This is a genomic window from uncultured Corynebacterium sp. (assembly GCF_945649885.1).
In the GTDB taxonomy this organism is placed as follows: Bacteria; Actinomycetota; Actinomycetes; order Mycobacteriales; family Mycobacteriaceae; genus Corynebacterium.
The window spans coordinates 1-25,166 of record NZ_CALZFS010000032.1; the positions used below are offsets into that span (position 1 = coordinate 1).

General features: G+C 59.9%; 23 protein-coding genes. 10 read left to right on the top strand and 13 right to left on the bottom strand.

The genetic code is table 11. The annotated features are described in order from the left end of the window. Positions 1-92: 92 nt before the first annotated feature. The 10 genes from Q0M74_RS05200 to rho form a co-directional block, all read right to left on the bottom strand. Positions 93-908 (bottom strand): F0F1 ATP synthase subunit delta, encoded by an 816-nt coding sequence (locus tag Q0M74_RS05200; protein ID WP_293952149.1) that lies wholly within the window; start codon positions 906-908, stop codon positions 93-95. A 5-nt stretch (positions 909-913) separates the two neighbouring features. Then, the gene (locus tag Q0M74_RS05205) at positions 914-1,486 is read right to left on the bottom strand and encodes a F0F1 ATP synthase subunit B (RefSeq protein WP_293952151.1); all 573 of its coding nucleotides are present in this window, start codon (positions 1,484-1,486) and stop codon (positions 914-916) included. Positions 1,487-1,515: 29 nt separating this feature from the next. After that, a complete protein-coding gene (locus tag Q0M74_RS05210; RefSeq protein ID WP_293952153.1) occupies positions 1,516-1,761 on the bottom strand; it encodes an ATP synthase F0 subunit C in 246 nt (81 codons plus the stop codon). A gap of 136 nt (positions 1,762-1,897) precedes the next feature. After that, positions 1,898-2,710: a F0F1 ATP synthase subunit A gene (gene atpB / locus Q0M74_RS05215; RefSeq protein WP_293952155.1), complete on the bottom strand. Its 813-nt coding sequence runs from the start codon at positions 2,708-2,710 to the stop codon at positions 1,898-1,900. Between the two features lie 685 nt (positions 2,711-3,395). Beyond that, positions 3,396-3,851 (bottom strand): hypothetical protein, encoded by a 456-nt coding sequence (locus Q0M74_RS05220; protein WP_293952157.1) that lies wholly within the window; start codon positions 3,849-3,851, stop codon positions 3,396-3,398. A gap of 91 nt (positions 3,852-3,942) precedes the next feature. Continuing rightward, positions 3,943-5,118 (bottom strand): MraY family glycosyltransferase, encoded by a 1,176-nt coding sequence (locus Q0M74_RS05225; protein ID WP_293952159.1) that lies wholly within the window; start codon positions 5,116-5,118, stop codon positions 3,943-3,945. Between the two features lie 2 nt (positions 5,119-5,120). Then, entirely contained in the window at positions 5,121-5,771 is a 651-nt protein-coding gene (locus Q0M74_RS05230; RefSeq protein ID WP_293952160.1) for an L-threonylcarbamoyladenylate synthase, read from the bottom strand. A gap of 58 nt (positions 5,772-5,829) precedes the next feature. After that, complete coding sequence (gene prmC, locus Q0M74_RS05235) at positions 5,830-6,666, bottom strand: peptide chain release factor N(5)-glutamine methyltransferase (protein ID WP_293952161.1); 837 nt, start codon at positions 6,664-6,666, stop codon at positions 5,830-5,832. Between the two features lie 3 nt (positions 6,667-6,669). Next, on the bottom strand, positions 6,670-7,746 hold the full coding sequence (gene prfA, locus Q0M74_RS05240; RefSeq protein ID WP_293952162.1) for a peptide chain release factor 1: 1,077 nt from the start codon (positions 7,744-7,746) through the stop codon (positions 6,670-6,672). After that, the gene (gene rho / locus Q0M74_RS05245; RefSeq protein ID WP_293952163.1) at positions 7,746-10,040 is read right to left on the bottom strand and encodes a transcription termination factor Rho; all 2,295 of its coding nucleotides are present in this window, start codon (positions 10,038-10,040) and stop codon (positions 7,746-7,748) included. The genes prfA and rho overlap by 1 nt, the downstream gene beginning before the upstream one ends. 550 nt (positions 10,041-10,590) lie before the next feature. Between rho and Q0M74_RS05250 the strand changes: the two genes are divergently transcribed. The 4 genes from Q0M74_RS05250 (at position 10,591) to Q0M74_RS05265 (ending at position 15,374) form a co-directional block, all read left to right on the top strand. Continuing rightward, on the top strand, positions 10,591-12,306 hold the full coding sequence (locus tag Q0M74_RS05250; RefSeq protein WP_293952164.1) for a long-chain fatty-acid--CoA ligase: 1,716 nt from the start codon (positions 10,591-10,593) through the stop codon (positions 12,304-12,306). Positions 12,307-12,396: 90 nt separating this feature from the next. Further along, positions 12,397-13,518, top strand: coding sequence for a GTP 3',8-cyclase MoaA (moaA, locus tag Q0M74_RS05255; RefSeq protein WP_293952165.1), 1,122 nt, complete (start codon positions 12,397-12,399; stop codon positions 13,516-13,518). A gap of 39 nt (positions 13,519-13,557) precedes the next feature. Next, positions 13,558-14,817 (top strand): gephyrin-like molybdotransferase Glp, encoded by a 1,260-nt coding sequence (glp, locus tag Q0M74_RS05260; protein WP_293952166.1) that lies wholly within the window; start codon positions 13,558-13,560, stop codon positions 14,815-14,817. Beyond that, positions 14,814-15,374: a molybdenum cofactor guanylyltransferase gene (locus Q0M74_RS05265; protein ID WP_293952167.1), complete on the top strand. Its 561-nt coding sequence runs from the start codon at positions 14,814-14,816 to the stop codon at positions 15,372-15,374. The genes glp and Q0M74_RS05265 overlap by 4 nt, the downstream gene beginning before the upstream one ends. Positions 15,375-15,398: 24 nt before the next feature. Here the strand turns inward: Q0M74_RS05265 and Q0M74_RS05270 are convergent, their stop codons facing one another. After that, entirely contained in the window at positions 15,399-15,851 is a 453-nt protein-coding gene (locus Q0M74_RS05270) for a hypothetical protein (protein ID WP_293952168.1), read from the bottom strand. A gap of 182 nt (positions 15,852-16,033) precedes the next feature. Beyond that, positions 16,034-16,198 carry a hypothetical protein gene (locus Q0M74_RS05275; RefSeq protein WP_293952169.1) on the bottom strand — a complete coding sequence of 55 codons (165 nt, stop codon included), beginning with the start codon at positions 16,196-16,198 and terminating at the stop codon, positions 16,034-16,036. A gap of 111 nt (positions 16,199-16,309) precedes the next feature. Between Q0M74_RS05275 and Q0M74_RS05280 the strand changes: the two genes are divergently transcribed. Continuing rightward, entirely contained in the window at positions 16,310-16,582 is a 273-nt protein-coding gene (locus Q0M74_RS05280) for a DUF2249 domain-containing protein (protein ID WP_293952170.1), read from the top strand. A gap of 16 nt (positions 16,583-16,598) precedes the next feature. On the opposite strand, the gene Q0M74_RS05285 is transcribed toward Q0M74_RS05280, so the two are convergent. Continuing rightward, a complete protein-coding gene (locus tag Q0M74_RS05285; protein WP_293952171.1) occupies positions 16,599-17,075 on the bottom strand; it encodes a molybdopterin-binding protein in 477 nt (158 codons plus the stop codon). Between the two features lie 270 nt (positions 17,076-17,345). Between Q0M74_RS05285 and Q0M74_RS05290 the strand changes: the two genes are divergently transcribed. From Q0M74_RS05290 to narI, 5 genes are all read left to right on the top strand, one after another. Further along, a complete protein-coding gene (locus Q0M74_RS05290; protein ID WP_293952172.1) occupies positions 17,346-18,683 on the top strand; it encodes a NarK/NasA family nitrate transporter in 1,338 nt (445 codons plus the stop codon). Between the two features lie 20 nt (positions 18,684-18,703). After that, entirely contained in the window at positions 18,704-22,444 is a 3,741-nt protein-coding gene (locus tag Q0M74_RS05295; protein WP_293952173.1) for a nitrate reductase subunit alpha, read from the top strand. After that, positions 22,444-24,045: a nitrate reductase subunit beta gene (gene narH / locus Q0M74_RS05300; RefSeq protein WP_293952174.1), complete on the top strand. Its 1,602-nt coding sequence runs from the start codon at positions 22,444-22,446 to the stop codon at positions 24,043-24,045. Before Q0M74_RS05295 ends, narH begins: the two co-directional genes overlap by 1 nt. Before the next feature lie 5 nt (positions 24,046-24,050). Then, positions 24,051-24,743, top strand: a complete 693-nt coding sequence (gene narJ, locus Q0M74_RS05305; RefSeq protein ID WP_293952175.1) for a nitrate reductase molybdenum cofactor assembly chaperone — start codon at positions 24,051-24,053, stop codon at positions 24,741-24,743. Between the two features lie 12 nt (positions 24,744-24,755). Continuing rightward, positions 24,756-25,166, top strand: a 411-nt coding sequence (gene narI, locus Q0M74_RS05310) for a respiratory nitrate reductase subunit gamma (RefSeq protein ID WP_293952176.1), incomplete at its 3' end; no start/stop codon positions are given.

Sequence of the window (25,166 nt, forward strand, 5' to 3'; positions counted from 1 at the left end):
CGGATCTCATCGGAGGAGATCGTCAGCTCCGCCATGTTCTTCCTGCTCTCGGTTGTTTCTTCCAGCATTACTTTTGTCTAATTCGTCGTGTCTTAAGCGAAGTTTGCGCGGAGGCGCTCGAGCTTACCCGAGGTGCTTCCGTCAATTACTTCGTCTCCAACGCGGATGACCACGCCACCGAGGAGGCTGGTATCAACCTCGGAGTGGATGCTCATCGCACGACCGTAAATTCGTCCCAGCTTTTCAGCTAGCGCCTGCTGCTGTCCGTCATTGAGTTCAACTGCGGAGACAACATGTGCCACGGAACGGCCCTGCAGCTGTGCTGCGGTGGCTGCCAGTGCGCTCATATCATCAATTGGGTTGTGCTCAGGGCGACCAATGACCTGCAGTGCCAGGGCTTCGGTGACTGCTGCCACCTTGCCGTAGAGCACCTTGGCCAGGAGATCGCGGCGTGTAACCGATTCCTGGGTGCGATCGGAAAGGAGCTGAGTCAGCGAGCTTTCACGATCAAGGATCCGGCTGAGACGGAACAGTTCGTCCTCGACCTGACCGAGCTGACCCTGCTGCTCCGCAGAGCGGAGGAGGGCGCGACGGCCAAGTTCAACGAGTCCGGTGCGGAACTCGCGTGGGGTTGACCAGGTTTGCTCTGCGGCATCCTTGAGGATTTCGAGAGTAGCCTGGGAAACCTTTCCACCGAACACGGCCTCAATGAGGCCGACGCGCTGCTGCGCGTCTTTCGAGGAATCAGCCACTGCGACACGCAGACCGCGGTCGCCGTCGAGAACCTCGACGACGTCGAACAGCTCGGTTCCGGCCTGGGCGGCAACTGCTACGGCGTTATCTGCCTTGAGGGCAGTGTCCAGATCGGACGATACCTTTGCTAGTGCCTCACGGCTCGCTGCGTGCATGTCGCTCACTTTCCGTTCGGTGCCACAGTGTCGAGGTCGGCGAGGAAGCGATCAATGGTTCCGGAGCGCTTAACGTTCTCGGAGAGCTGATCTCCAAGAAGGTGCTCGGCCAGGTTGATCGAGTTCTGGCCCATTTCGCGGCGCAGGTCGTTGACGACCTGCTCGCGCTGTGCCAGAAGCTGCTTCGTTCCGGATTCGACGATGCGGTTGCTCTCTTCGTCGGCCTTCGCCTTCAGTTCTGCCTCGATCTGCTTGCCGCGCTCGCGCGCCTGCTCACGGATTTCAGCAGCTTCGGTGCGAGCCTCAGCGAGCTGTGCGTTGTACTTTTCAAGGGCAGCTTTCGCCTCGGCCTGTGCGGCCTCGGCACGCTGAATGCCTCCCTTGATCCGGTCCTCACGCTCGGTCAGGACCTCCTGGAACTTCGGAAGAACAAACTTCCAGAAGATGAACAGGATGATCAGAAACGGGATGAGGGACCAGACGATGTCATATGCCTTAGGCAGCAGGATCGAGTTGCCGCTCTCCAGAGGGAGGGCATCCGCGTTCGCGTGCGCAAGGATGTAAATAGGATTCGCCATGGTTTACCAGCTTTCGGTTAGTTAGCTGATTAAACGAAGAGGAAGCCAGCAACGAGGCCGATCAGTGCCAGGGCCTCAACGAAGGCGATGCCCAGGAACATGGTGGTACGGAGCTGACCGGCCATCTCAGGCTGGCGAGCCATGCCCTCGAGTGCCTTACCGACGAGGATGCCAATGCCGATGCCAGGGCCGATGGTGGCAATGCCGTAACCAACTGCACGGAAGTCAGCAGCTGCAGCAACGGTCTCGCTCTGAGCCAGGATGATTTCGTTCATGAGATGTCGTTCCCTTTCTTGTGCCCAGAGGTTCTGGGCGAAAAAATGTTAAGTGGGGTTATTCAGTTGACCGTGTTGTGGTCCGCTCGTCGCGGTTCCCTCAGCCGAGGGTACTGTGACGACCTTTTTGTTTCATCTAGTGAGAATCCGCATGCAACGAAAGCTCAATGTACACCGCAACCAGCAGAGCGAAGATGTACGCCTGAAGGAAGATGATGATGAGCTCGTAAACGGTGAAGAGGACCGCTGCGAGGATGGTGACACCGGACATTGCGGTCCAGCCGTTCATCTGCCAGAAGAAGAAGTTCGTGGCAGAGTACAGCAGAACCAGAATGAGGTGGCCGGCCAGGAAGTTGGCCATAAGACGCAGCGCCAGGGTTACTGGCCTCAGGATGAAAGTCGAGAAGAACTCAATTGGGACCACCAGAATATGAAGTGCTGGTGGAATGTTCGGGACCACTACCGAAGACTTCACGTACTTGAAGAATCCGTAGCGCTTGGAACCTGCGTAAACGAACGCAACGTAACCAATCAACGCCATGACGAGGGGCATGCCCATTCGTGCGTTTGGCGAGATGTTGAGTCCCGGGATGATCGTCGTAACGTTCATCATCAAGGTCGCGAAGAAGATGGTGGCGATGACCGGCAGGAACCGGCGGCCTTCCTTCTTTCCGAGAATATCCTCAGCGATGTGGATACGAACGAAATCGAGTGCATACTCTGCAAAATTTTGGACGCCATGCGGAATCAGCTTCGGCTTACGCATAGCCCAAAGGAAGAAGATCACCACGATGGCTGTCATCAGAAGACGGATCAGCATCAGGCGATCAAGTGCGAACCAACCGTTAGCGAAATCGGTGAACAGCATGTCCACCACTTCGCCACTTTCGGTTACGTGCCCCGGGAAAAATTCGTCGTCCAAACTCGGGGCGTGGAATTCACCCTTCATGGACAGTGTTGTAACGCTCAGCGTTCTCTCCCGTGTTCGGGCCGTGCACGCGTGGGTTTGTGCACGGTGCGATGGACGTCTGAAAAACTCGCTGTAATCGTCACGGACTCCGTCGCACATCAGCGCGGCGATTACAGGGGACGTGCTCCTTGAAACTCTCTCCGGCGTTATTGTCTGCTGCCTTCAAGGGTTCCTTGGTTCAACCCGCGTAATAGACTAACAGGTGATTTGGGCTTTTATCCAAGTGGGGCGGGGGGAACGGGAATTCCACTGTGTTCCTATTGCAGAAATACCGCGTGAGCGGGTTCTTTCATGTCGTGTTAGGTGTGTCACAACTGCCAGCATCTGGGAAAACGGGGGTGGTTACACACCCGAAGGCTAGGAGTTTTCTGCTATTTCACTGCCGGATTGACGCTGGTCAGTGCAGGAAAGTTACCAAATTTTTTCAGGCTTTTGACGGTTTCCGGAAACAGAAATCCCACTAGTGGGATTTTCGCCTAAAGTCACACCGACAGCAGTGGGGTGAGTCGCCCCACTCCCCCACAATCCGGCGGCCCTCCCTGTCCATGTGGACATGACGTACGTACGGTCCACCAACTATGCCACCCCCGCAGACACCATGAGATGCCTCACGGCCCCCTGCCGCGTGAGCAGGGGGCCGTGAGGAAAGAAGGCGGTGGGCTTTCTAGCCGATGTAGGTAACCCGGGAAGTCATGACTCCCCAGACTTCCATGGCCAGGACCACGATCAGCGCGAGTATCACTGTGACAAAAAGTGCCACGGTGTCATAGAACTGCATGTCACGGATCACCACGAGCACGATGATCAACACGACGATCTTGAGCAACCAGCTCCCCAGCACGATGGCACCGGTGGTGGCGGCATCAGTGTTGGAGGTGATCAGCACGCTGAGTGCGGTGAGGATGACAAAGCCGCCACCGAGCGCCGCACCGATCAGCACACCCCAGATGCCGGGGAGGTCTCGCAGGCCGCCCCAGACGGCCAGGGAGATGATGGTCAGCACGACCAGGGCGACGGTGCCAAGCTTGACGGCCCGCTGGAGTGGTCGGCGGTGATCGTCGAACTCTGACAGTTCGGGGGGTGCTGAGATGTCTGGGGTCTGGGGCTGTTCGTTACTCACGTCGGGAAATCCTACCGGGTTGATGGAACTAAACGATAAAGGTGACTATTCACAACCTGAGAATCAGGGTGAAACAAGTGTGAAAACTTGATTATTCAGGTTGATGGGCCCCGTCACGTTCAGAGGCACGGTGCAGCCCTCCCCCATGCATCAGGGGCACAACGGTGAGCACGCCAGCCAGGATGAAACCGGCGATGGTGATGCCGACGGCAAACAGCGGCGGAACCACGGAGAAGCTCACCGCACCGAAGGCCACGACCGTGACCCACATGTACAGAACCAGAACGACACGGCGATGGGTGTGCCCGATGTCCAGGAGACGATGGTGCAGATGCATCTTGTCCGGGGAGAAAGGTGAGGTGCCTTTGCCCACGCGTCTGATCACCGCCATCACCAGATCCAGCAGGGGGATGGCCACCGCAGCCAGCACCACGATGATCGGCGACATCAATGCGATCATATCCACGGTGCCGTACAGGCTCATGTTGATCTTGCCGGAGGCCGAGGTCGAGGCCGCCGCCAGCAGCAGCCCGATGAGCATGGATCCGCTGTCCCCCATGAAGATGCGTGAAGGCTCAAAGTTGTGGGGCAGAAATCCTGCACAGACCCCCACCAGGGCGGCGGCGATGATGGCCGGTGGGTAGGCGGAGACGGCACCATTCTGGTCAAAGAGGATGGTCAGGGAGAACACCAATATGGCAGCACCGGCGATCATGCCCACGCCGGCAGAGAGCCCATCCAGGCCATCGACGAAGTTGAGGGCATTGATCAGGGCGACGGTGAACAGGGTGGTCAGGATCGTTGACTGGACCTGGTCGATCAACAGGGTGGTTCCCCCACCGAAGGGCACATAGAGGATCGTCCAGGTCAGGCCCAACAGGCTCATGGTCACAGCACCGACGATCTGGCCTACCAGTTTGGTGATCGCGTCTAGGTCGAAAAGATCATCCAGCGCGCCCACCACCACGATGCCAAAGCCCGCCCAGATCACAGCGTGCATCTCCGGGGTGATGGGCATGAAGCCTCTTGTCAAGGCTGGTAGCTGGCCTGCGAGGTATACCGCGCCGAGGAAGCCACTGAACATGGCCACCCCACCGAGCCGGGGTTTGGGCATGGTGTGCACATCGCGGTCACGGATCTCATTGAGGCGACCACTGCGCACCATGAGGGTACGGATGATTCCCGTGGTGAGATAGGTGAGGGCGGCGGCCACCAGGATCACCAGTCCCAGTTCGCGCAGCGGGATTCCCGCGAAACCGACTCCCATTGCTAACGCAGGCTTTCCGCCGAGACTCCTAGAACCTCACCGATGCGTTCTGCACTGATGGCGCCCTCGCGGAGAAGCTTGGGGTGATCACCGGAGATATCGATGATGGAGGACGGTTTGCCGATGGCGCATTCGCCACCGTCAAGATAGACGGAGACGTTCTGGTTGAGCTGCTGGCGTGCCTCGGTGACGGTGCTCGGTGGCTGGTGGCCTGAGATATTGGCTGAGGAGACAGCCATGGGGCCGGTTTCCCGCAGCAGTTCAATGGCCACCGGGTGCAGGGGCATACGCAGCATCACGGTGCCGCGGGTGTCGCCGAGGTTCCAGGGCAGGCTGGGTGCCTGTGGGACGATGATGGACAGTCCACCAGGCCAGAATGCCTCCACCAGGGTTTTCGCCTGTGGGGAGTAGTACTGGACCAGTCCCTGGATGGTGTCCCAGCTGCCGACCAGGACAGGAACGGGCATGTCCGGGCCGCGGTGTTTGGTGGCCAGGAGGTTGGCTACCGCCTGGTTATTGAAGGCATCGCAGCCCAGTCCATAGAGGGTATCCGTGGGAAGGACAACGAGCTGACCGGCCTTGACCGCGTCAACAGCGGCCTTGACGCCTGCTGTGCGGGATTCCGGGTCGGCACAGTCATAGATTCTGCTCACTGTGGGGGTGCTCCTAGAAAGATATACGGATGGTGATAAAAAAGTTTGAAACTCAAAGTCACAGCCTACTCGCCGTGATAAAGCGTGCCCGACCGGTCAGGTCTTCAAGCACGGCCACATTGCCAAACCCTCCGTGGCTGGTGAATACTGCCTGCACCTGTTCTGAGGTGGTGTCATCGTGTTCCACCCCGACCACTCCCCCAGGTTTGAGCAGGGCGTGGATGAGGTGGATCATCTCCACGATGACATCCATGCCGCTGTCACCACTGAAAACAGCGATGTGGGGGTCGGAGTAGACCTCCGGTTCCAGGTCGGTGGTCTCCGGAACATAGGGTGGGTTGGACACCAGGATGTCCACTTCCCCGTGCAGCTCCGGCAGGAGCGCGGGGTCAGTGGCATCACCGAGGACCAGTTCCACGTCCGGGGTGAACTCGGTGAAATTGCGCGCTGCCCAGGTGGCAGCCTGAGGATCAAGTTCAACGGCGGTGACTCGGGCGTCGATAAGCTCATGGGCCACGTAGGCGGCAAGCGCCCCGCTGCCGGTGCACAGGTCCACGATGACGGGCTTATCGATGCCGCGTGCCTGGCGCACAGCCCAATCGGCCAGCACCTCAGTTTCAGGGCGCGGAACAAAAACCCCAGGACCGACCTGCAGATCAAGCGCACCCCTCGGGGCACGCCCCAGGATGTGCTGGAGTGGTTCCCGCTGCGCGCGACGCCGGACGGCCTCATCGAAGCCGTCTGGAACACCATCGCGCAGGTACAGGGCCACGTTGAGCGGACCACAACCAAGCAGGTGTGCGGCGATCAGGCGGGCATCATTAAGTGGCGACGCCACCCCAGCCTGATCCAGGATGGTGGTGGCGTCGCGCATGGCTTCCCCGAGGGTGCGCATTGTCTAGCTGTCAGCCTCGAGTCGTTCTGCACGTTCAGCGGCACGCAGGGCAGTGAACAGGTCATCTAGTTCACCGTCGAGAACGGAATCAAGGTTGTTGGCCTTGAAGCCGATGCGGTGATCGCTGATGCGGTTCTCCGGCCAGTTGTAGGTACGGATGCGCTCAGAGCGGTCCATGGTGCGGATCTGGGATGCGCGCCCCTGGGCGGCCTCAGCGTCAGCCTCCTCCTTCTTCAGAGCCTGCAGACGGGCTGCGAGCACCTGCATGGCACGTGCTCGGTTCTGAATCTGGGAGCGTTCCTTCTGACACGTCACCACGATGCCCGTGGGCAGGTGGGTGATGCGCACGGCGGAGTCAGTGGTGTTAACACCCTGACCTCCCTTACCGGAGGAACGGTAGACATCGACGCGGATCTCCTTCTCATCGATCTCCACATCCTCAATCTCATCCGGTTCAGGATAAACCAGCACACCGGCAGCGGAAGTCTGGATGCGTCCCTGGGACTCGGTCACCGGCACGCGCTGTACGCGGTGGACTCCACCCTCGAACTTGAACTGACTCCAGGCACCATCACGGGATGGCTGACGAGAACGCACAGACAAGGTGATGTCCTTGACGCCACCCAGATCGGATTCCGCAGAGTCCAGAACCTCGATGACAAACCCGTGCTTGTCGGCGTACTTCTGGTACATGCGCAGCAGGTCACCTGCGAACAGGGCTGCTTCGTCACCACCGGCACCGGCCTTGATCTCCATGACGATGTCATCACCATCGTGCTCATCACGTGGTGCCAGGAGGTCAGCGAGCTTTTCCTCCAGTTCCACGAACTCCACCTCGAGGCGTGCAGCCTCATCGGCGAATTCATGGTCCTCGTGTGCCATTTCCCGGGCTGCCTCCAGGTCATCGCGGACCTGGGTCAGCTCACGGTGCACATTGATGATCGGCTGCAGTTCGGAGTAGCGCTTGCCCACTCGTCGTGCTGCTGTCGCATCATTGTGCAGTGCGGGATCGGCCATCTGTTCTTCGAGTCCGTGGTATTCCGCCAGGATATCGTCAACTGCTGATACCTGTCCTGACATTAGGAGTACTCCTCGTCGTTTTCAGTGCCTGCCATCGGTGCGCTTGAGGCTACCTGCATCAGGAATTCCGCGTTGGACTTGGTCTTCTTCAGCTGCTTGATCAGCAGATCGATGGCCTGCTGGTTATCCAGTGCAGACAGAATACGACGAAGCTTGTGCATGATGCGAGCCTCATCCGGGTTGAGCAGGAGCTCATCCTTACGGGTACCTGACGGGTTGACATCAACGGCTGGGAACACACGGCGCTCGGAGATCTTACGATCCAGCTTGAGCTCGGCGTTACCGGTGCCCTTGAACTCCTCGAAGATCACGGTGTCGCCGGCGGAACCGGTCTCCACCATCGCGGTGGCGATGATGGTCAGTGAGCCACCGTGCTCGATGTTTCGTGCGGCACCCAGGAAACGCTTCGGTGGGTACAGCGCGTTGGAGTCAACACCACCGGACAGGATGCGTCCAGACGCTGGTGAACTGTTGTTGTAGGCGCGGCCCAGGCGGGTGATGGAGTCGAGCAGGACAACAACGTCCTGGCCCTGCTCCACCAGACGCTTGGCGCGCTCGATGGCCAGCTCGGCGACAGCGGTGTGCTCCCCTGGTGGGCGGTCGAAGGTGGAGGAAATGACCTCACCCTTGACCGAACGCTGCATGTCGGTGACTTCTTCAGGTCGCTCATCAACCAGCACAACCATGAGGTAACACTCAGGGTTGTTGGTAGCAATGGCGTTGGCGATGTTCTGCAGGATCGTGGTCTTACCGGCCTTTGGTGGAGACACGATCAGTGCGCGCTGTCCCTTACCGATCGGCATGATCAGGTCGATGACACGGGTGGTCAAGACCTTCTGCTCGGTTTCCAGACGCAGACGCTGGTTCGGGTACAGCGGGGTCAGCTTGTTGAACTCCGGACGGTTGCGTGCCTCTTCAGCAGGCAGACCGTTGACGGACTCCACACGGCTGAGGTTGTTGTACTTCTGACGGTTACGTCCACCGTGTCCACCGTGTCCACCATGTCCACCCTGGTTGCCGCCCTGGTTCATGCGAACCTGGCCGGTGATGGCATCGCCGGAACGCAGTCCCATGCGACGGATCAGCTGGTTGTTGACAAAGACGTCGGACGGTGCCGGATGGTAACCGGTGGTGCGGACGAATGCGACGTTGGTGTCCACGATGTCCAGGATGCCGGCCACGTTCTGCAGCTGCTCTTCCTGCTGGTTGTCAGCCTGGTGGTCATTCTGGTTGTCACCACGGTTGTCGCCACGGTTGTCGTTGCGGTTGTCACGGTCACGGCCACGACGGTTGCGGCGCCCACGACGGCCACGACGGTCATCGCCGTGCTCATCATTGTCACGGTTGTCGTTGCGGTTGTTCTGGCGGTTGTTGTGTCCGCCACCGTTCTGACGACGATCATTGTTGTCATGATCACGGTTGTCGTTGCGATCGTCAGAGTCCTGCTGGTTCTCACCGGACTGCTGATCATCGCTGCGGTTGTCATCGCGATCATAGTTGCGGTCGTGGCGGTCGTTGCGGTGTCCACGACGGTCACGACGCTGGTTGTAACGACGGTTGTCGCCGGAGTCCTGCTCATTATCAGCGGACTGCTGGGTGCGCTGCTCGGAAGTCTGCTGAGTGTTCTGCTCAGCTGCAACGGTGGTCTCTTCGGCCTGTGGGGCGGCATCCGGGGTCACGGTAGGTGCGTCGTTCTGCTGCTGCTCCACCTGCTCAATATCCTGGCCGCCCTGGGTGTCGCGGTGGGTCTGGCGCTGGCGGTTACGGCGTGCCCGGCGTGCTGCGGAACGGGACTCGAAGCGGTTGTCCTGGTCATCACCGTCATCAACAGCATGCTCGGAGGACTGCTGAGCTGGTTCCTGAACCTGCTGGTCAACAGTGTTCTCAGTGCGCTCCTGCTCCCGGACTGCAGGAGCAGCTGGTGGAGTGACCGGAGGTGCGGTCACCCGGCGACGTCCACGACGTGCCGGAGCCTCAGACTGGGTGGTCTCAACGGCGTTATCGGCTGGCTCTGCAGCAGCTGCGGGAGTTTCCACTGCTGGAGCGGTGGTCTTGGTGGCACGTCGGGAACGTGTGTGTGGCGCCTGCTTCTCCTCAGATGTAGGTGCAGCTGTGGCAGGTGCCTTAGCTCCGGTGTTTCCAGAGCGCGCAGCGTTGATGGCGTTGATCAATTCGCCCTTGCGCAGTGCTGAGGTGCCCTTGAGGCCAATTTCTCCAGCAATCTTGCGCAGTTCCGGCAGTCGAAGAGCGGTCAGTTCGCCCTGGTTCGCTGCGGTTGTGTCTGTGTTGGTCACAGATATCCTTTCGTTGCATTCCAGCCGTGATGTGATTTTTGACGTTCCCCGGTTCAAATGCGAGGAATGATGAAGGCTGAGAGCTGCTTCTGTGTAATTTAGGTGTGATGCGCCTGAACAGGCCTACATCGTGGCGGGCTCCACCAGGGAAATTGCACCACAGGTGGAAACACACGCACAATCCAGGTTGCGTGACAGTTCACATGGGAAGGAAAACACAGTTCCCGCATCCAATTTTAAGATGCGACAGTGCGTTCAGTTCCAGACCGTGGTGTGGCTTGATATGCCCACACCTCTCAAAGGTGCCCGATGAAGGTACTCCCCCCGCCAGCTTCTAGAGTTAACAGGCCGTTGTGTGGGGGGAATGTGTGTGCACCGGGAATACCTTGCCCGGCCTTGTTGGGACATATTAGCGCATTACGCGGACAGTGTCTCAATCGGTATGACTTAAACACGTCGAACAGGCGAGAAAACTTCCCTACCCCTTATCAATATGGACCAGCCCGGTTTTATTCCCCTGTGGCTTCGGTAGCCCGCTAGAGTGGTCGGCATGCTCAGCACGATGCAGGATGTCCCCCTCTCACTGTCCCGGATCCTCAAGTACGGATCCACCGTCCATGGTGACACCATCATCACCACCTATGACGGGGATGAGCAGGAGGAGATCACCTTTGCCAATATCGGGGCCCGCGCCGCCGCCCTGGCCCATGCCCTGCGTGATTCACTCGGCATCACCGGCGACCAGCGGGTGGGATCCCTGTTGTCCAACTGTGCGGAACACGTGGAGACAATGTTCGCGGTGGCCTGCATGGGCGCGGTATTCAACCCGCTGAACAAGCAGTTGATGAATGATCAGATCTCCTTCATCATCAACCATGCCGAAGACGAGGTCATCGTGGCCGATCCCCGTCTGGCCCCTCAACTGGGTGAGGTCCTGAAGGAATGTCCCGGTGTACGTGCCATCATCTTCATCGGCGATGCGGATATCACCGAACCTGCCTCACATCTGCCAGAGACGGTGGAGAGTTATTCCTATGAGTCTCTGTTGGATGGCCGTTCCACCAACTTTAACTGGCCGGAGCAGGATGAGCGCACCGCCGCGGCCATCTGTTATTCCACCGGCACCACCGGCGCACCCAAGGGTGTGGTGTATTCCCATCGTTCCCTGTATCTGCAGTCTCTGAGTCTGCGCACCACTGACTCTTTATCGGTAGCCCATGGCGAAACCTTCCTGTGCTGTGTACCGATCTATCACGTGCTCAGCTGGGGTGTGCCGATTGCGGCCTTCATGTCGGGCACTCCCCTGGTCATGCCCGGTGAGGATCTCTCCGCCCCGACGTTGGCGAAGATCATCTCCACCACCCTGCCCCGTGTGGCCCACGGTGTGCCGACCCTGTGGATCCAGCTGATGGTTCACTATCTGAAGAACCCACCGGAGCGCATGTCCCTGCGTGAACTCTATGTGGGTGGTTCTGCAGTGCCACCGGTGGTGATCACCCTGTGGGAAGAACGTTATGGCGTGGATGTGGTCCATGTGTGGGGCATGACAGAAACCTCCACCGTGGGTACTGTCTCCCGCCCACCATCTGGGGTATCCGGTGAGGCACGTTGGAGTTATCGTGTCTCCCAGGGGCGTTTCCCCGCCTCCCTGGACTTCCGGGTGGTCAACGATGGTCAGGTCATGGCTTCCACCGACCGTAATGAAGGTGAGATCCAGGTTCGTGGGCCATGGGTCACCGGATCCTACTTCCAATCCTCTTCGGCAAAAGAGGGCGGACTCGCCCACACCTTCAATGGTGCTGAGGTGGACCAGGAGGATGATTCCTTCACCGCCGACGGCTGGCTGCGCACCGGTGATGTGGGGTCGGTGACCAGCGATGGCTTCCTCACCATCCAGGACCGCTCCCGTGACGTAATCCGTTCCGGTGGCGAGTGGATCTACTCCAGTCAACTGGAAAACCTCATCATGGCCACCAACGAGGTGGTGGAGTGTGCCGTCATCGGCTTCCCGGATGATAAATGGGTGGAACGTCCACTGGCTGTCACCTTGCTCTACCCGCATGTGGAGCCCACCCGCGAAACTGCTGAGCTACTGCGTGACCAGCTGCGTGACCGTCTGCCCAACTGGATGCTGCCGGAGTACTGGACCTTCGTCAAGGAGATCGACAAGACCTCGGTGGGCAAGTTCGATAAGAAAGACCTGCGCATGCACCTGGCCGATGGTGACTTCGAAGTGATCAAACTCAAGGGACCCGGCGAAAAGTAATCAGAGAAATAATCCGGGACCCCTATGAAGACCCGATTTTTTCCGGTTATAGTTGGTTTTAATCTGCAATGTTTCTAGGATGGAGATCACATGACTACACGCCTCTTTCTCCAGTCTGGGCCGCCCCAGCAGCCACAGCAGACATCGCAAAGCACGCTCCCTGCCGACCTCCCCCCGGCCCACACCGACGGCACGCGCGAACTTCGCGACCGCTTCGGCCGTGTTGCCCGTGACCTGCGCGTCTCCCTCACCGACCGCTGCAACCTGCGGTGCACCTACTGTATGCCTGCAGAAGGGCTGGAGTGGCTGCCCACCGAGCAGACGCTCAACGACGAAGAGATCATCCGCCTCATCCGCATCGCCGTGGAAAAACTCGGCATCAGGCAGATCCGTTTCACCGGTGGTGAACCCCTGATGCGCAAGAACTTAGACACCATCATCGCCGCCACCACCGCGTTGCGCACCGATGAGGGCAAGCAGGTGCGCACCGCCCTGACCACCAACGGGCTGGGGCTGGATAAGCGCATCGCCGGTTTGAAGAAGGCCGGTCTGCACCGCGTCAACATCTCTCTGGACACCATTGACGCCAAGCGTTATCTGGCACTGACCCGGCGCGACAGGCTTGCCGGGGTGCTGACCTCGATTGAGGCTGCGGTGACTGCGGGGCTGGATCCGGTGAAGGTCAATGCGGTGGTGATGCCGGGTGTGAATGAGGTGGATGTTGTTCCGCTGGCGTCCTATTGCCTGGGGCTGGGTGCGCAGTTGCGTTTCATTGAGCAGATGCCCTTGGGTCCGCGTGAGCAGTGGAAACGTTCGGATATGGTGACGGCTGCGGAGATCATCGAGCGTTTGGAGGAACGCTTTGAACTAACCCCTGCCAGGGAACCACGGGGTGCGGCTCCTGCTGCGCTGTGGAATGCCACTGACCGTGATGATCCGGAACTGAGCGGGCAGCTGGGCATCATCGCCTCGGTGACGCATCCTTTCTGTGGGGATTGTGACCGTTCCCGTCTGACCAGTGATGGCACGATCCGCAACTGCCTGTTTGCACGCAGTGAAACCCCCTTGCGTGATCTCATGCGTTCCGGGGCTTCCGATGATGAGCTTGCCGCGGTGTGGGCTGGTGCGATGTGGGTGAAGAAACCTGGACACGGCATTGATGATGAAGGTTTTCTCCAACCGGATCGTCCGATGTCCGCCATCGGTGGCTAGTTCCCTTTCCACTTCCCCCTCTTCAGGAGTCCCCCACACGTGTCCACCATTACTGAGCATCTCACCCGGGTTCTTGATCTGATCACACCTGGGCAACCGGTGAACCTTCCGCTATCCGATGCGCTTGGTTGTGTGTTGGCACAGGACTGCCATGCCGCGCTGGCTGTGCCCCCGTTTTCCAACTCCGCCATGGATGGTTTCCTCATCAATGTGGCCGATCTTGATCCTGCCGGCACCGCCACGCTTGAGGTGACCGGTGATGTTGCCGCCGGTGCCACCGCCCGCATCCCGGAACCGGGCTGTGCCGTGCGCATCATGACCGGAGCACCGATCCCCGATGATCCGGTACCGGAGGGACTGGCCGTGATCCCAGTGGAAGACACCTCCGCACTCCCTGGACCGCAAAAACTCACACCCACCATCACCATCAACAACTACCGCGGCCGCGCACACATCCGCCCCCGTGGTGACAATGTTGCTGTGGGTGATCGTGTGGCCCGCGCCGGGGAACTAGTTGATGCCAGCATGCTCGCCGGGTTGATCTCCGCGGGTGTTGCTGAGGTCAGTGTTCATCCCCGGCCCACGGTCACGGTCTTGAGCAGTGGCGATGAGCTGGCCCCGGCCGGTGTTATTCCAGGTGAGGGGCAGATTCCGGATTCCAACCGCCCCATGGTGGCAGCCCTGCTGGGGGAAGCAGGGATTATCCATGTCACCCAGGAACACACCAGTGATGATCCACGGGAGTTCAGTGAGATCTTCACCAGGGCTGTCACAGAAAGCGATCTGGTGATCACCACCGGTGGTGTGTCTGCCGGCGCCTTCGACGTGGTGAAGGCTGTCATCGGCGATACCGCCTCAGGGGCTGATATGTGGTTCGGTCCGGTCCAGATGCAACCTGGAAAGCCCCAGGGTGCTGGCACATGGGCACGTGCTGATGGAACATCAGCTTCGGTCCTGTGTCTCCCGGGTAATCCTGTGGCTGCCTTCGTCTCATTCCTGCTGTTCATCCGCCCCGCCGTGGATAAACTTCGTGGAATAACCACCGTGGCTGACCTTGACTCCCGCCCACGGGTCACTGCCGCAGCAGGTGTGGCCTTCCCTGATGCCCGGACCAAGGACCTCATCGTCCCGGTCCGACTCGCCTGGGGGCCTGAGGGTGCCACAGCAACACCCTTTACCCGTCAGGGTCGGGGTAGCCATTTTGTGGCCTCGCTCAACGGTGTTGATGGTTTTGTCATCCTCGCCCCGGATACCCCGGGGCCTGGCCCCGGCGCGCCACTGCAGGTGTATCTGACATGAACGTGATCATTCTGGCTGGTGGCGAGGGTTCCCGCATGGGTGGGGTGGATAAGGCTGCGGTGCGGCTGGATGGCCGGACCCTGCTGACCTATCTCCTGGAGGCGCTCGGTGATGAGCATGATGTCATCGTGGTGTCCCCGCGGGTGATTGACGGGGTGGACACCATCAGTGAGCAGCCTCCCTTGGGTGGACCGGTGGCGGGTATCGCCGCAGGTGCACAGAGCCTTCCCTGTGCTGAGGAGTTCACAGCCGTGCTGGCGGTGGATGCCCCTTATTCCGCGGAGTTTCTCCCCACTCTCATCGCTGCGATCGGTGACGCCGATGTGGCTGTCACCCGCGCGGCCGATGGATGGTTACAGCCCCTGTGTGCTGTGTGGCGAACCACCTCACTACATCAGGCGCTCGCCCAACTCGGCGATGTCCGCAACCAGCCAGCCAAAGCCCTGCTCAGGGCAGTGGGTGCGGTTGTGGAGGTACCAGGTGATGGCACCGAAGCTGACTATGACACCGTGGCGGAACTCTCCACACTCGGTGATGTGGAACTGCCCTCCACATAAACAGTAAAGACCATGCCCTGATTCTTATGCCCGGACACCGTGCACCACCCCCGTGTGTCTTCCGCGAAAATTCCCAGGGGAAGATCTCTGATTCCTCCGGAGCAATCCGACCTGATATCCATACCACCTGATGGTGATGACGGCACCGGCAAGCATCAGCACCATGTGCGCCAGCACCCCGGTGTCCACGCTTATCGACGCCCGCGTCCACCGCTGCCCGTGATTGCTGCGTCGCTGGGTGAACACCGTGGTGATAATCGGGTGCAGGGGGAAAACGGTAGTCACCATCATGCCCGGGTGTGTCACACCTGCCTGCTGATGCATGCCTGCCAGGTGCAACAGCGTCGCGGCTGTCAGTGTGGTGACAAAAACCGGCAGGGCACGTCGGGCACGGTCTGATGCCTGGGCACTGATGTGGGGGTGTTGCTGAGTGTGGGCGGCAGGGTGATGACCAGGTTGGTGGACAGTGAACCACACAAGCTGCCCCGGATCCTCACGGTGTGCCAGATCATCACAGCGATGATCAAAATGGCGCCGATATTCGAGAGGTGTCCCCACCCGCCTGTGGTGGGCGTACGGGTCAGGGTTTCGATGAAATACGTGGTGCAGACGATGATCGCGGTCATGATCACGCCTATAGTGCCGGTGTGGATAGCAATTCACCAGCTCACCAGTGCGCCCAGCTGATGGCCCATGGCAACCATGAGTACCACGGCGGTCCAGGCCACCAGACTGTGCCAGCGGGAGCGTTTCTGGAGTGAGCTGTTCAGGGATGCCAGCTTGGTGGAAGCCTGAGACTGTTGAGGGGCTGTGGGGTTAAGCATGATCGTGGTCTCCGGCCACGACGTACGCCAGAAGCAATTTAATTAGCACGGTTTCAATGGTACTAATTGAGTTATCGTTGACATGAACCTGCTCGAGAAAGGCACACCACGATGGCCATCAACCTCCCCCTCAATGACCTCAACAATCCCGGAGAACCCGAGGAGCCCACGCTCAACGCCTCCAACATCCCACATGCGGTCCGACATGGCGCAATTCACGGCGCCCTGGACACCAGACAGGTAGGCCAGTCCATGATCCTCATCGCCCCACACAACCCCCTGCCCCTACTGGATGAGATTGAAGCCCGCACGGAAACCTTCACCGTGGACTACCTCAAGGAAGGTCCCGGCGACTGGCACCTGCGCCTGACCCGCACCGCCTGAGACCTTCGGACAGACATCAGTAGAGGCGCTCGAAGATCGGAGCGAGTAATGGACAGACAATCCCAAGCGCATCACTGACCCCGCCGACAGAGCTCGGCGCATTCACAATCAGGCTGGCCCCACTTTCTCGCGCGGTCAGTCCGACCAGGCCGCGCGAGAGTCCAGCCTGATGGGTATTGGCCAGTCCCGCAAACAGAATCTGTGACATCACCGCACTCAACTCCGTCTCCAGCAGCGGTGCGGTGGCCTCCGGAGTGCGGTTGCGTGGCCCTACGCCCGTGCCACCAACCGTGACGATCACGCGGACCCCTTCGGCAACCGCCCTTCGGAGCTCGTCATCCACAGCCTCCACCCCCTCCGGGACGACGACACGGCGCACCACATCAACCCCGGTGCGGGAGAGGAGCCGCTCCGTGAGGACGCCTGCCTGATCCTCCCGCTCGCCCGAATGGATCCGATCAGACACGACGATGACCATTCCCGATAAATCCATGCCCTGGATCGCCACTTGAAAACCCTTTCCTCATTTCCCTCCCCACCCCCACCAAGGGGTGCGAAAAGAAAACCACATTCATGTTGACATGCCCCCCTTGCAACAAACCTGCAGCCAGTGAATTAGAACACAGAAATGTTGCGTAATTTAAAACGGGAAACATCGTACTTAAATAGACGCTAGCAGGTCAACGCTGTTAGATTGGAGAAAATCACAGCCACATACGGGCTTGTTGAAAAGCCCTTCCATTCTCACAAGAAGAGGCGCAAAGTGACAGAACTCAACACCAAGGGAGCAACCCTCCAAGGGTGGGATCCCGAAGATCCCGACCACTGGGACTCCAAGATCGCCTGGCGAACCCTGTCGATCACCACCTTCTCCCTCATCATCGGCTTCTCCGTCTGGTACCTGGTTTCCGCCATCGCACCACTGCTCAACCGCATCGGATTCGACCTGACGGCTGCACAGCTCTACTGGCTGACATCCATCCCAGGGCTTGCCGGCGGTACGCTCCGCCTGATCTACATGTTCCTGCCTGCGCGCGTCGGTACGAGAAATCTCGTCGGACTGTCCTCCGCACTGTTCCTCATCCCGATGTTCGGCTGGTTCCTCGCCGTCCAAGATTCCAACACCCCTTATTGGTGGCTTCTGGTTCTGTCCGCCCTGACCGGCATCGGTGGCGGCGTCTTCTCCGGCTACATGCCGTCGACCGGCTGGTTCTTCCCCAAGGCCAAGTCCGGAACCGCCCTGGGAATCCAGGCCGGTGTGGGTAACCTGGGTGTCTCCATCATCCAGTTCCTCGGCCCCTGGGTCATGGGCTTTGGACTCCTGGGCATCGGCTTCATCACCCCGCAGCGCACCGGTGAGGGGTCCGAGGTCTTCGTCCACAACGCAGCCATCGTGCTGGTCCCCTGGACCATTCTGGCCGCGGTGATGTCCTTCCTCTTCCTGAAGAATATCCCGATGAAGGTGAACTTCCGGGACCAGCTGAACTTCTTCAGCAATAAAAACACCTGGATACTCAGCGTCGTCTACATGATGACCTTCGGAGCCTTCGCCGGCTTTGCCGCCCAGTTCGGCCTGGTCATCAACAACCACTTCGGTATCGCCTCCCCGATGGCAGAGCAGTTCCCCGCCGAAGCTCTGCACGCAGGTGCCACCTACGCCTTCCTCGGCCCACTGATCGGAGCCTTGGTGCGCGCCGCCTGGGGTCCACTGTGTGACAAATTCGGCGGCGCCATCTGGACCTTTGTCAGTGGTGTCGGCATGATCGCTTCCACCACGGCCGCAGCGATCTTCCTCTCCCGGGCAGCAACCCCGGATGATTTCTGGCCGTTCCTGTGGTCCATGCTGGCCCTGTTCTTCTTCACCGGTATTGGCAACGCCGGCACCTTCAAACAGATGCCGATGATCCTGCCCCGGAAGCAGGCCGGTGGTGTCATCGGTTGGACCGGTGCCCTCGCGGCATTCGGCCCCTTCATTGTCGGTGTCCTGCTCTCCATGACCCCCACCGTGGGCTTCTACTGGGGTTGCGTGGTGTTCTTCATCATCGCCACCGCCTTGACCTGGATCTACTACGCCCGTCCGAACGCCCCCTTCCCGGGATAACCGAAAGGCTTCTCACCAACATGACTACAACCCATTCGAACACGGATTCCGTCAATCCCCTGTTCAAGCTCGGAACCTATCTCCGCAAGGGAACCGTGGGTCCTGAAGGACAACAGATCTTCCTCAAGGGAGGCCGCCAGGCCGATGTCTTCTACCGCAACCGCTGGTCCTTCGACAAGATGGTCCGCTCCACCCACGGTGTGAACTGCACCGGTTCCTGCTCCTGGAAGGTCTACGTCAAGGACGGCGTGATCACCTGGGAGTCCCAGGCTGTGGACTACCCTTCCACCGGCCCGGACATGCCGGACTATGAACCACGCGGCTGTCCCCGTGGTGCCTCCTTCTCCTGGTACACCTACTCCCCGACCCGTATCCGCTACCCCTATGTGCGTGGCGTGCTCGTGGACATGTACCGCGAAGCCAAGACGCGCCTGGGCGATCCTGTCCTGGCATGGCGTGAGATCCAGGAGACCCCGGAGAAGCGCCAGGCATATATCTCCCAGCGTGGCAAGGGCGGTCTGATCCGCGTCCAGTACGACGAGGCCATTGAGATGGCTGCCGCCGCCCACATCTACACCATCCGCCAGCACGGCCCGGACCGTATCCACGGCTTCACCGTCATCCCGGCGATGTCCCAGGTCTCCTACGGGGCCGGCACCCGCTTCCTGCAGATGATCGGTGGTGTGGCCCTGTCCTTCTATGACTGGTACGCCGACCTCCCACCGGCATCTCCGCAGACCTTCGGCGACCAAACTGACGTTCCAGAATCCGGCGACTGGTATAACTCCAGCTACCTGATGATGTGGGGTTCCAACATCCCGGTCACCCGTACCCCGGACTCCCACTTCATGGTGGAGGCCCGCTACAAGGGCACCAAGGTTGTCGTGGTCTCCCCCGATTTCGCCGATTCCACCAAGTTTGCTGATGAATGGGCACGCATCAACCCCGGCACCGACGGTGCCCTCGCCTTTGCCATGGGTCACGTGATTCTCAAGGAATTCCACGTGAACAAGCAGACTCCGTACTTCATGGATTATATGCGCAAGTACACCGATGCTCCGTTCCTGGTGGAACTGGATGCCCACGGTGACGGCACCTACACCGCCGGCAAGTTCCTCACCGCCGCCGGCGCGGAATCCTTTGCACCTGAAATGGCGCAGACTCCGAACGCCACCCACCGCCTGCTCACCATCCAGGCTGATGGCAGCGTGGTTGATCCCGGTGGCACCGTGGCTGACCGCTGGGGTGAGGAAGGCGAAGGCAAGTGGAACCTACGCCAGGATGGCGTGGCACCGGTGATGTCGATTGCCGATGTCCAGAGCACCACCGGCACCGCCGAGGTCCTCTTCCCCCGCTTCGACCTGACCCCGACCGGCCAGGATGCAACCGGTCCTGTGGGTGCCGGGGTGATCTCCCGTGGTGTTCCCACCGTGGAGATCGGTGGACGCAAATTCACCACCGTCTTCGACGTCATGCTCGCCCACTACGGTGTCAACCGTGAAGAACTCGACCTGCCCGGTGAATGGCCAAAGGACTTCCACGATCCGGTCATGGGCACCCCTGCATGGCAGGAGGAGCTCACCGGTGTGCCTGCCAACCAGGCCATCCGCATCGGACGCGAATTCGCCCAGAACGCTGATGATTCCAAGGGTCGTTCCCAGATCATCATGGGAGCTGGCGTCAACCACTACTTCCATGCCGACTCCATCTACCGCACCTTCCTGGCACTGACCTCCATGTGTGGCACCCAGGGTGTCAACGGCGGCGGTTGGGCACACTACGTGGGCCAGGAGAAATTGCGTCCCGCCAACGGTTGGGCACAGTACGCCTTCGCCACCGACTGGCAGCGCCCACCACGTCAGATGATCACCACCGGCTTCTACTACCTGACCACTGACCAGTGGCGCTATGACAACACCCGCGCTGACCGTCTGTCCTCCCCGTTGGCCAACCGTGGCTCCGTGGGCGACAAGATGACCGCAGACACCCTGATCGAGTCCATGAAACGCGGCTGGATGCCCTCCTACCCGCAGTTCAACCGCAACCCACTGGTGCTGTCCCAGGAAGCAGAAGACAAGGGTATCTCCGTTGAGGAGCACATCGTCCAGCAGCTCACCGACGGTGAACTCATCCATGCCTGTGAAGATCCGGATGCCCCGGAGAACTGGCCACGTATCCTGCTCAACTGGCGCACCAACCTCATGGGATCTTCTGCCAAGGGCACGGAGTTCTTCCTGCGCCACATGCTCGGTGTTGATTCCGATGCCACAGCAACAGAAAACAATCCGGACGAGCGACCAGAATCCATCAAATGGCATGAGAAGGCCCCGGAGGGCAAGCTCGATCTGATGCTGACCACGGACTTCCGCAACACCTCCACCACCCTGGTCTCTGACATCGTGCTACCGGCTGCCACCTGGTATGAGAAGCATGACCTGTCCACCACGGACATGCACCCCTTCATCCACTCCTTCAATGCGGCGATCAGCCCGCCATGGGAGACCCGCACGGACTGGGAGGTCTTCCATGACCTGTCCAAGGAGTTCACCCGTCATGCCGGTAAGTGGCTGGGAACCCAGACCGATGTGATCACCGCACCGATCGCTCATGACACCGCCGATGAACTCAACATGCCCGGCGGCATCGTCCCGGACATCACTGAGGTTGGCCTGGTGCCCGGTAAGACCATGGCCAAGATCATCCCGGTGGAACGTGACTACACCAAGATCTACGAGAAGTGGACCCACCTGGGCCCCCTGACGGAGAAGCTCGGCACCGGTACCCACGGCACCGCCTTCAACGTGTCCCAACAGGTGGAGGAACTCGGTCTGATCAACGGCACCAGCATGACCGAGTCCGCCGGTGAACGCCCGCAGCTCAACTCCGCGGTCAAGGCCATCGAGATGATCCTGCACCTGTCCGGGGTGTCCAACGGTGCGGTGTCTGCTGAAGGTTTCCGCAACCAGGGCAAGCGCGTGGGCACGGACATGATGGATCTCATCGCGGACCATGAAGGCACCCGCATCAACTGGGACCAGGTCAAGGAACGTCCGATGGAGGTCATCACCTCCCCGGAGTGGACCGGTGACAAACGCAATGGCCGCCGCTACACGGCGTTTTCCATCAACCTGGAATATGACAAGCCATGGCACACCCTGTCGGGCCGCATGCATTACTACCTCGACCATGACTGGTTCATCGACTATGGCGAGCAGTTGCCGATCTTCCGCCCACCACTGGACAAGATCCACATCAACGGCGAGATCGGGCCCGGTGAAACCCTCACCGGTGCCAATGGTGAGGCTGAGGTGAGCGTGCGCTATCTCACCCCGCACAACAAGTGGTCGATCCACTCCCAGTACTACGACAACCTGCACATCCTGACCGTCTCCCGAGGCGGTCAGGTGATCTGGATGTCGAATAAAGACGCGGAAAAACTCAACATCGCAGACAACGACTGGATCGAGGCCTACAACCGCAACGGCATCGTCTCCGCCCGCGCGATCGTCTCCCACCGCATTCCAGAGGGCACGGTCTTCATGAACCACGCCCAGGAACGCACGGCTGGTACCCCACTCAATGAGAACACCGGACGTCGTGGTGGAACACACAACTCACTGACACGAATCATGATCAAGCCGATTCACGTGGCAGGCGGCTACGGCCAGCTCACCTACGGCTTCAACTACATCGGTCCAACCGGTAACAACCGCGACGAGGTCACCCGCATCCGTCGCCGCTCCCAGGAGGTGCAGTACTAATGAAGGTCATGGCACAGATCGCAATGATCATGAACCTGGACAAGTGCATCGGATGCCACACTTGTTCGGTCACATGCAAGCAGGCATGGACCAACCGCGAAGGCACCGAGTACATCTGGTTCAACAACGTCGAAACCCGCCCAGGTGTGGGCTACCCACGTGGTTGGGAAGACCAGGACAAGTGGGAGGGCGGCTGGGTCCGCACCAACTCCGGCAAGCTCAAGCCGAAAGCCGGTGGCCGACTGAAGAAGCTGGCCACCATCTTCCACAACCCGAAGCTGCCCACCATCGAGGACTACTACGAGCCCTGGTCCTATGAGTATGACAAGCTGCTCTCCGCACCAGCTGGCCAGGCGACCCAGCCAACCGCGCGCCCGGTCAGCCAGCTGGATGGCCGTCCGATGGACACCATCAAGTGGTCATCCAACTGGGATGACAACTTAGGGGGGTCCACCACGACCCTGGATGAGGATCCCATCCTGGAGAAGATGAACCTCCAGGTAGCCAAGGAGATTGAAGATTCCTTCATGTTCTATCTCCCCCGCATCTGTGAGCACTGCCTCAACCCCACCTGTGTGTCCTCCTGCCCATCGGGTGCGATGTACAAACGTGAGGAGGACGGCATCGTCCTGGTGGACCAGGATCAGTGCCGCGGTTGGCGCATGTGTGTCTCCGGCTGCCCGTATAAGAAGGTCTACTTCAACCACAAGTCCGGCAAGGCGGAAAAGTGTACGCTGTGCTACCCACGCCTGGAGGTCGGCCAGCCGACCGTTTGCTCCGAAACCTGCGTGGGACGTCTGCGTTACCTGGGCGTGCTGCTTTATGACGCCGACCGCGTCGCCGAAGTCGCCGCCACCCCGGATGAGACCGACCTGTTCGAGGCGCAGAAGACCCTCTTCCTGGATCCCCACGATCCAGCGGTCATTGCCGCTGCCCAGCGTGAGAACATCCCACACTCCTGGATCGATGCTGCCCAGCAGTCCCCGATCCATGACCTGATCTTCAAGTACGAGCTGGCACTGCCACTGCACCCGGAGTACCGCACCCTTCCGATGGTCTGGTACATCCCGCCACTGTCCCCGATCGTTGATGAGGTCACTGCCTCCGGCAATGACGGTGAGGATCATAAGATCCTGCTCAGTGCCCTGGCCAACATGCGTATCCCCATGGAATACCTGGCAGGACTGTTCACCGCGGGCGATACCCGCCCGGTGGAGAAATCCCTGCGCAGGCTGGCTGCGATGCGCTCCTACATGCGTGACATCAACCTGGGCAATGAGCCCCAGGAGGAAATCGCGCAGGCAGTCGGCATGGATGGCAAGAAGATGCAGGAGATGTACCGCCTGTTGGCGATCGCCAAGTATGACGACCGCTATGTCATCCCCACCGCCTCTCCGGAGACCCCCCGTGGCATCCAAGGTCTGGATCCCTTCGGCAACATCGATCCGACCAGCGCTGCGGAATCCCTCAACATCAGCCTCGGTGAGGGTGCACCGGAAGCCTGTGGCACCGGCGCACCGGCCGCTGCTGGCCGTGTCAGCCTGGCCTCCTGGAACCCAGGCGAACGTCCAGATTCCATGTTCCCGGACCATAAGGACTAGTGGCCATGACACGCAAGAGAACACACACCGGGATCATCCCTCGGGACCTGGTCCAACAGGTGAAGATGAGCGATGAACAACGCAGGCTCGTCTTCATGATCGGTTCCCTCATGATGGATTATCCCGGCGATGACTTCATGGACAAGCTGGGTGCCGTTGAGTCGCAACTGGATCAGCTGCCGCTGCCGGTGGCTGCCAACGTGGTGGAGTTCCTTGATCACGCGCGGGTGAAGGGGCTGCGCTGGATGGAGGAACACTATGTGGAGACCTTCGATCAGCGCCGACGCTGTTCACTGTTTCTCACCTATTACGCCGTGGGTGACACCCGTCAGCGTGGCACCGCCATCCTGGCGTTCCGCGACACCCTAAGACTGCTGGGTTTTGAATCCAAACGCGATGAACTTCCCGACCACCTCTGTGTGGTGCTGGAAGCCGCGGCGCTTGCTGAACCTGAGCGTTTTGCTGACGCCACCGAGATCCTGGCCGCCCACCGTGACGGCATCGAGGTCCTGCGTTCTGCACTGGATAACCTCGACTCCCCCTACCGTTACCTGGTCATCGCATTATGCCAGGCACTGCCGGACATTGATCAGGACACCGCCGACAGCTACATGGAGCTGATCCGCAGTGGTCCCCCTGCGGAACTGGTCGGTATCGGCACGCCACTTCCGTTCCCGACATCACAACCGGAAAGCTAAGGACCAAGAATAATGTCCAATTTTGAAATCTTCCTCTGGGTGGCGTTCCCGTGGGTGTGCATCGCCGCTTTCATCATCGGCATCTCATGGCGTTGGCGCACCGACCAGTTCGGTTGGACCACCCACTCCTCCCAGATCTACGAATCCAAACTGCTGCGTTTAAGCTCCCCGCTCTTCCACTGGGGCATGGTGTTTGTGGTTGTCGGTCACCTCATGGGACTTGCGATCCCGAAGAGCTGGACGGCCGCCGTCGGCATCTCTGATGCTGCCTACCACCTGATCGCCACCATCCCGGGCACCATCGCCGGTATCGCCGTGGTGCTGGGTCTGATCGGTCTGATCGTACGACGCGTGATCAACCGCACCGTATTCCTGTCCACCTCCAAGTCCGACAATGTCTTGTACGTGATGCTCGGGGCGTCG

Coding starts and splice junctions, on each gene's coding strand:
- Q0M74_RS05200 (WP_293952149.1), bottom strand. CDS start 908: ATGCACGCAGCGAGCCGTGAGGCACTAGCAAAGGTATCGTCCGATCTG.
- Q0M74_RS05205 (WP_293952151.1), bottom strand. CDS start 1,486: ATGGCGAATCCTATTTACATCCTTGCGCACGCGAACGCGGATGCCCTC.
- Q0M74_RS05210 (WP_293952153.1), bottom strand. CDS start 1,761: ATGAACGAAATCATCCTGGCTCAGAGCGAGACCGTTGCTGCAGCTGCT.
- atpB (WP_293952155.1), bottom strand. CDS start 2,710: ATGAAGGGTGAATTCCACGCCCCGAGTTTGGACGACGAATTTTTCCCG.
- Q0M74_RS05225 (WP_293952159.1), bottom strand. CDS start 5,118: ATGGGAGTCGGTTTCGCGGGAATCCCGCTGCGCGAACTGGGACTGGTG.
- prmC (WP_293952161.1), bottom strand. CDS start 6,666: ATGCGCACCCTCGGGGAAGCCATGCGCGACGCCACCACCATCCTGGAT.
- prfA (WP_293952162.1), bottom strand. CDS start 7,746: ATGTCAGGACAGGTATCAGCAGTTGACGATATCCTGGCGGAATACCAC.
- Q0M74_RS05250 (WP_293952164.1), top strand. CDS start 10,591: ATGCTCAGCACGATGCAGGATGTCCCCCTCTCACTGTCCCGGATCCTC.
- moaA (WP_293952165.1), top strand. CDS start 12,397: ATGACTACACGCCTCTTTCTCCAGTCTGGGCCGCCCCAGCAGCCACAG.
- Q0M74_RS05265 (WP_293952167.1), top strand. CDS start 14,814: ATGAACGTGATCATTCTGGCTGGTGGCGAGGGTTCCCGCATGGGTGGG.
- Q0M74_RS05275 (WP_293952169.1), bottom strand. CDS start 16,198: ATGCTTAACCCCACAGCCCCTCAACAGTCTCAGGCTTCCACCAAGCTG.
- Q0M74_RS05280 (WP_293952170.1), top strand. CDS start 16,310: ATGGCCATCAACCTCCCCCTCAATGACCTCAACAATCCCGGAGAACCC.
- Q0M74_RS05285 (WP_293952171.1), bottom strand. CDS start 17,075: ATGGATTTATCGGGAATGGTCATCGTCGTGTCTGATCGGATCCATTCG.
- Q0M74_RS05295 (WP_293952173.1), top strand. CDS start 18,704: ATGACTACAACCCATTCGAACACGGATTCCGTCAATCCCCTGTTCAAG.
- narH (WP_293952174.1), top strand. CDS start 22,444: ATGAAGGTCATGGCACAGATCGCAATGATCATGAACCTGGACAAGTGC.
- narJ (WP_293952175.1), top strand. CDS start 24,051: ATGACACGCAAGAGAACACACACCGGGATCATCCCTCGGGACCTGGTC.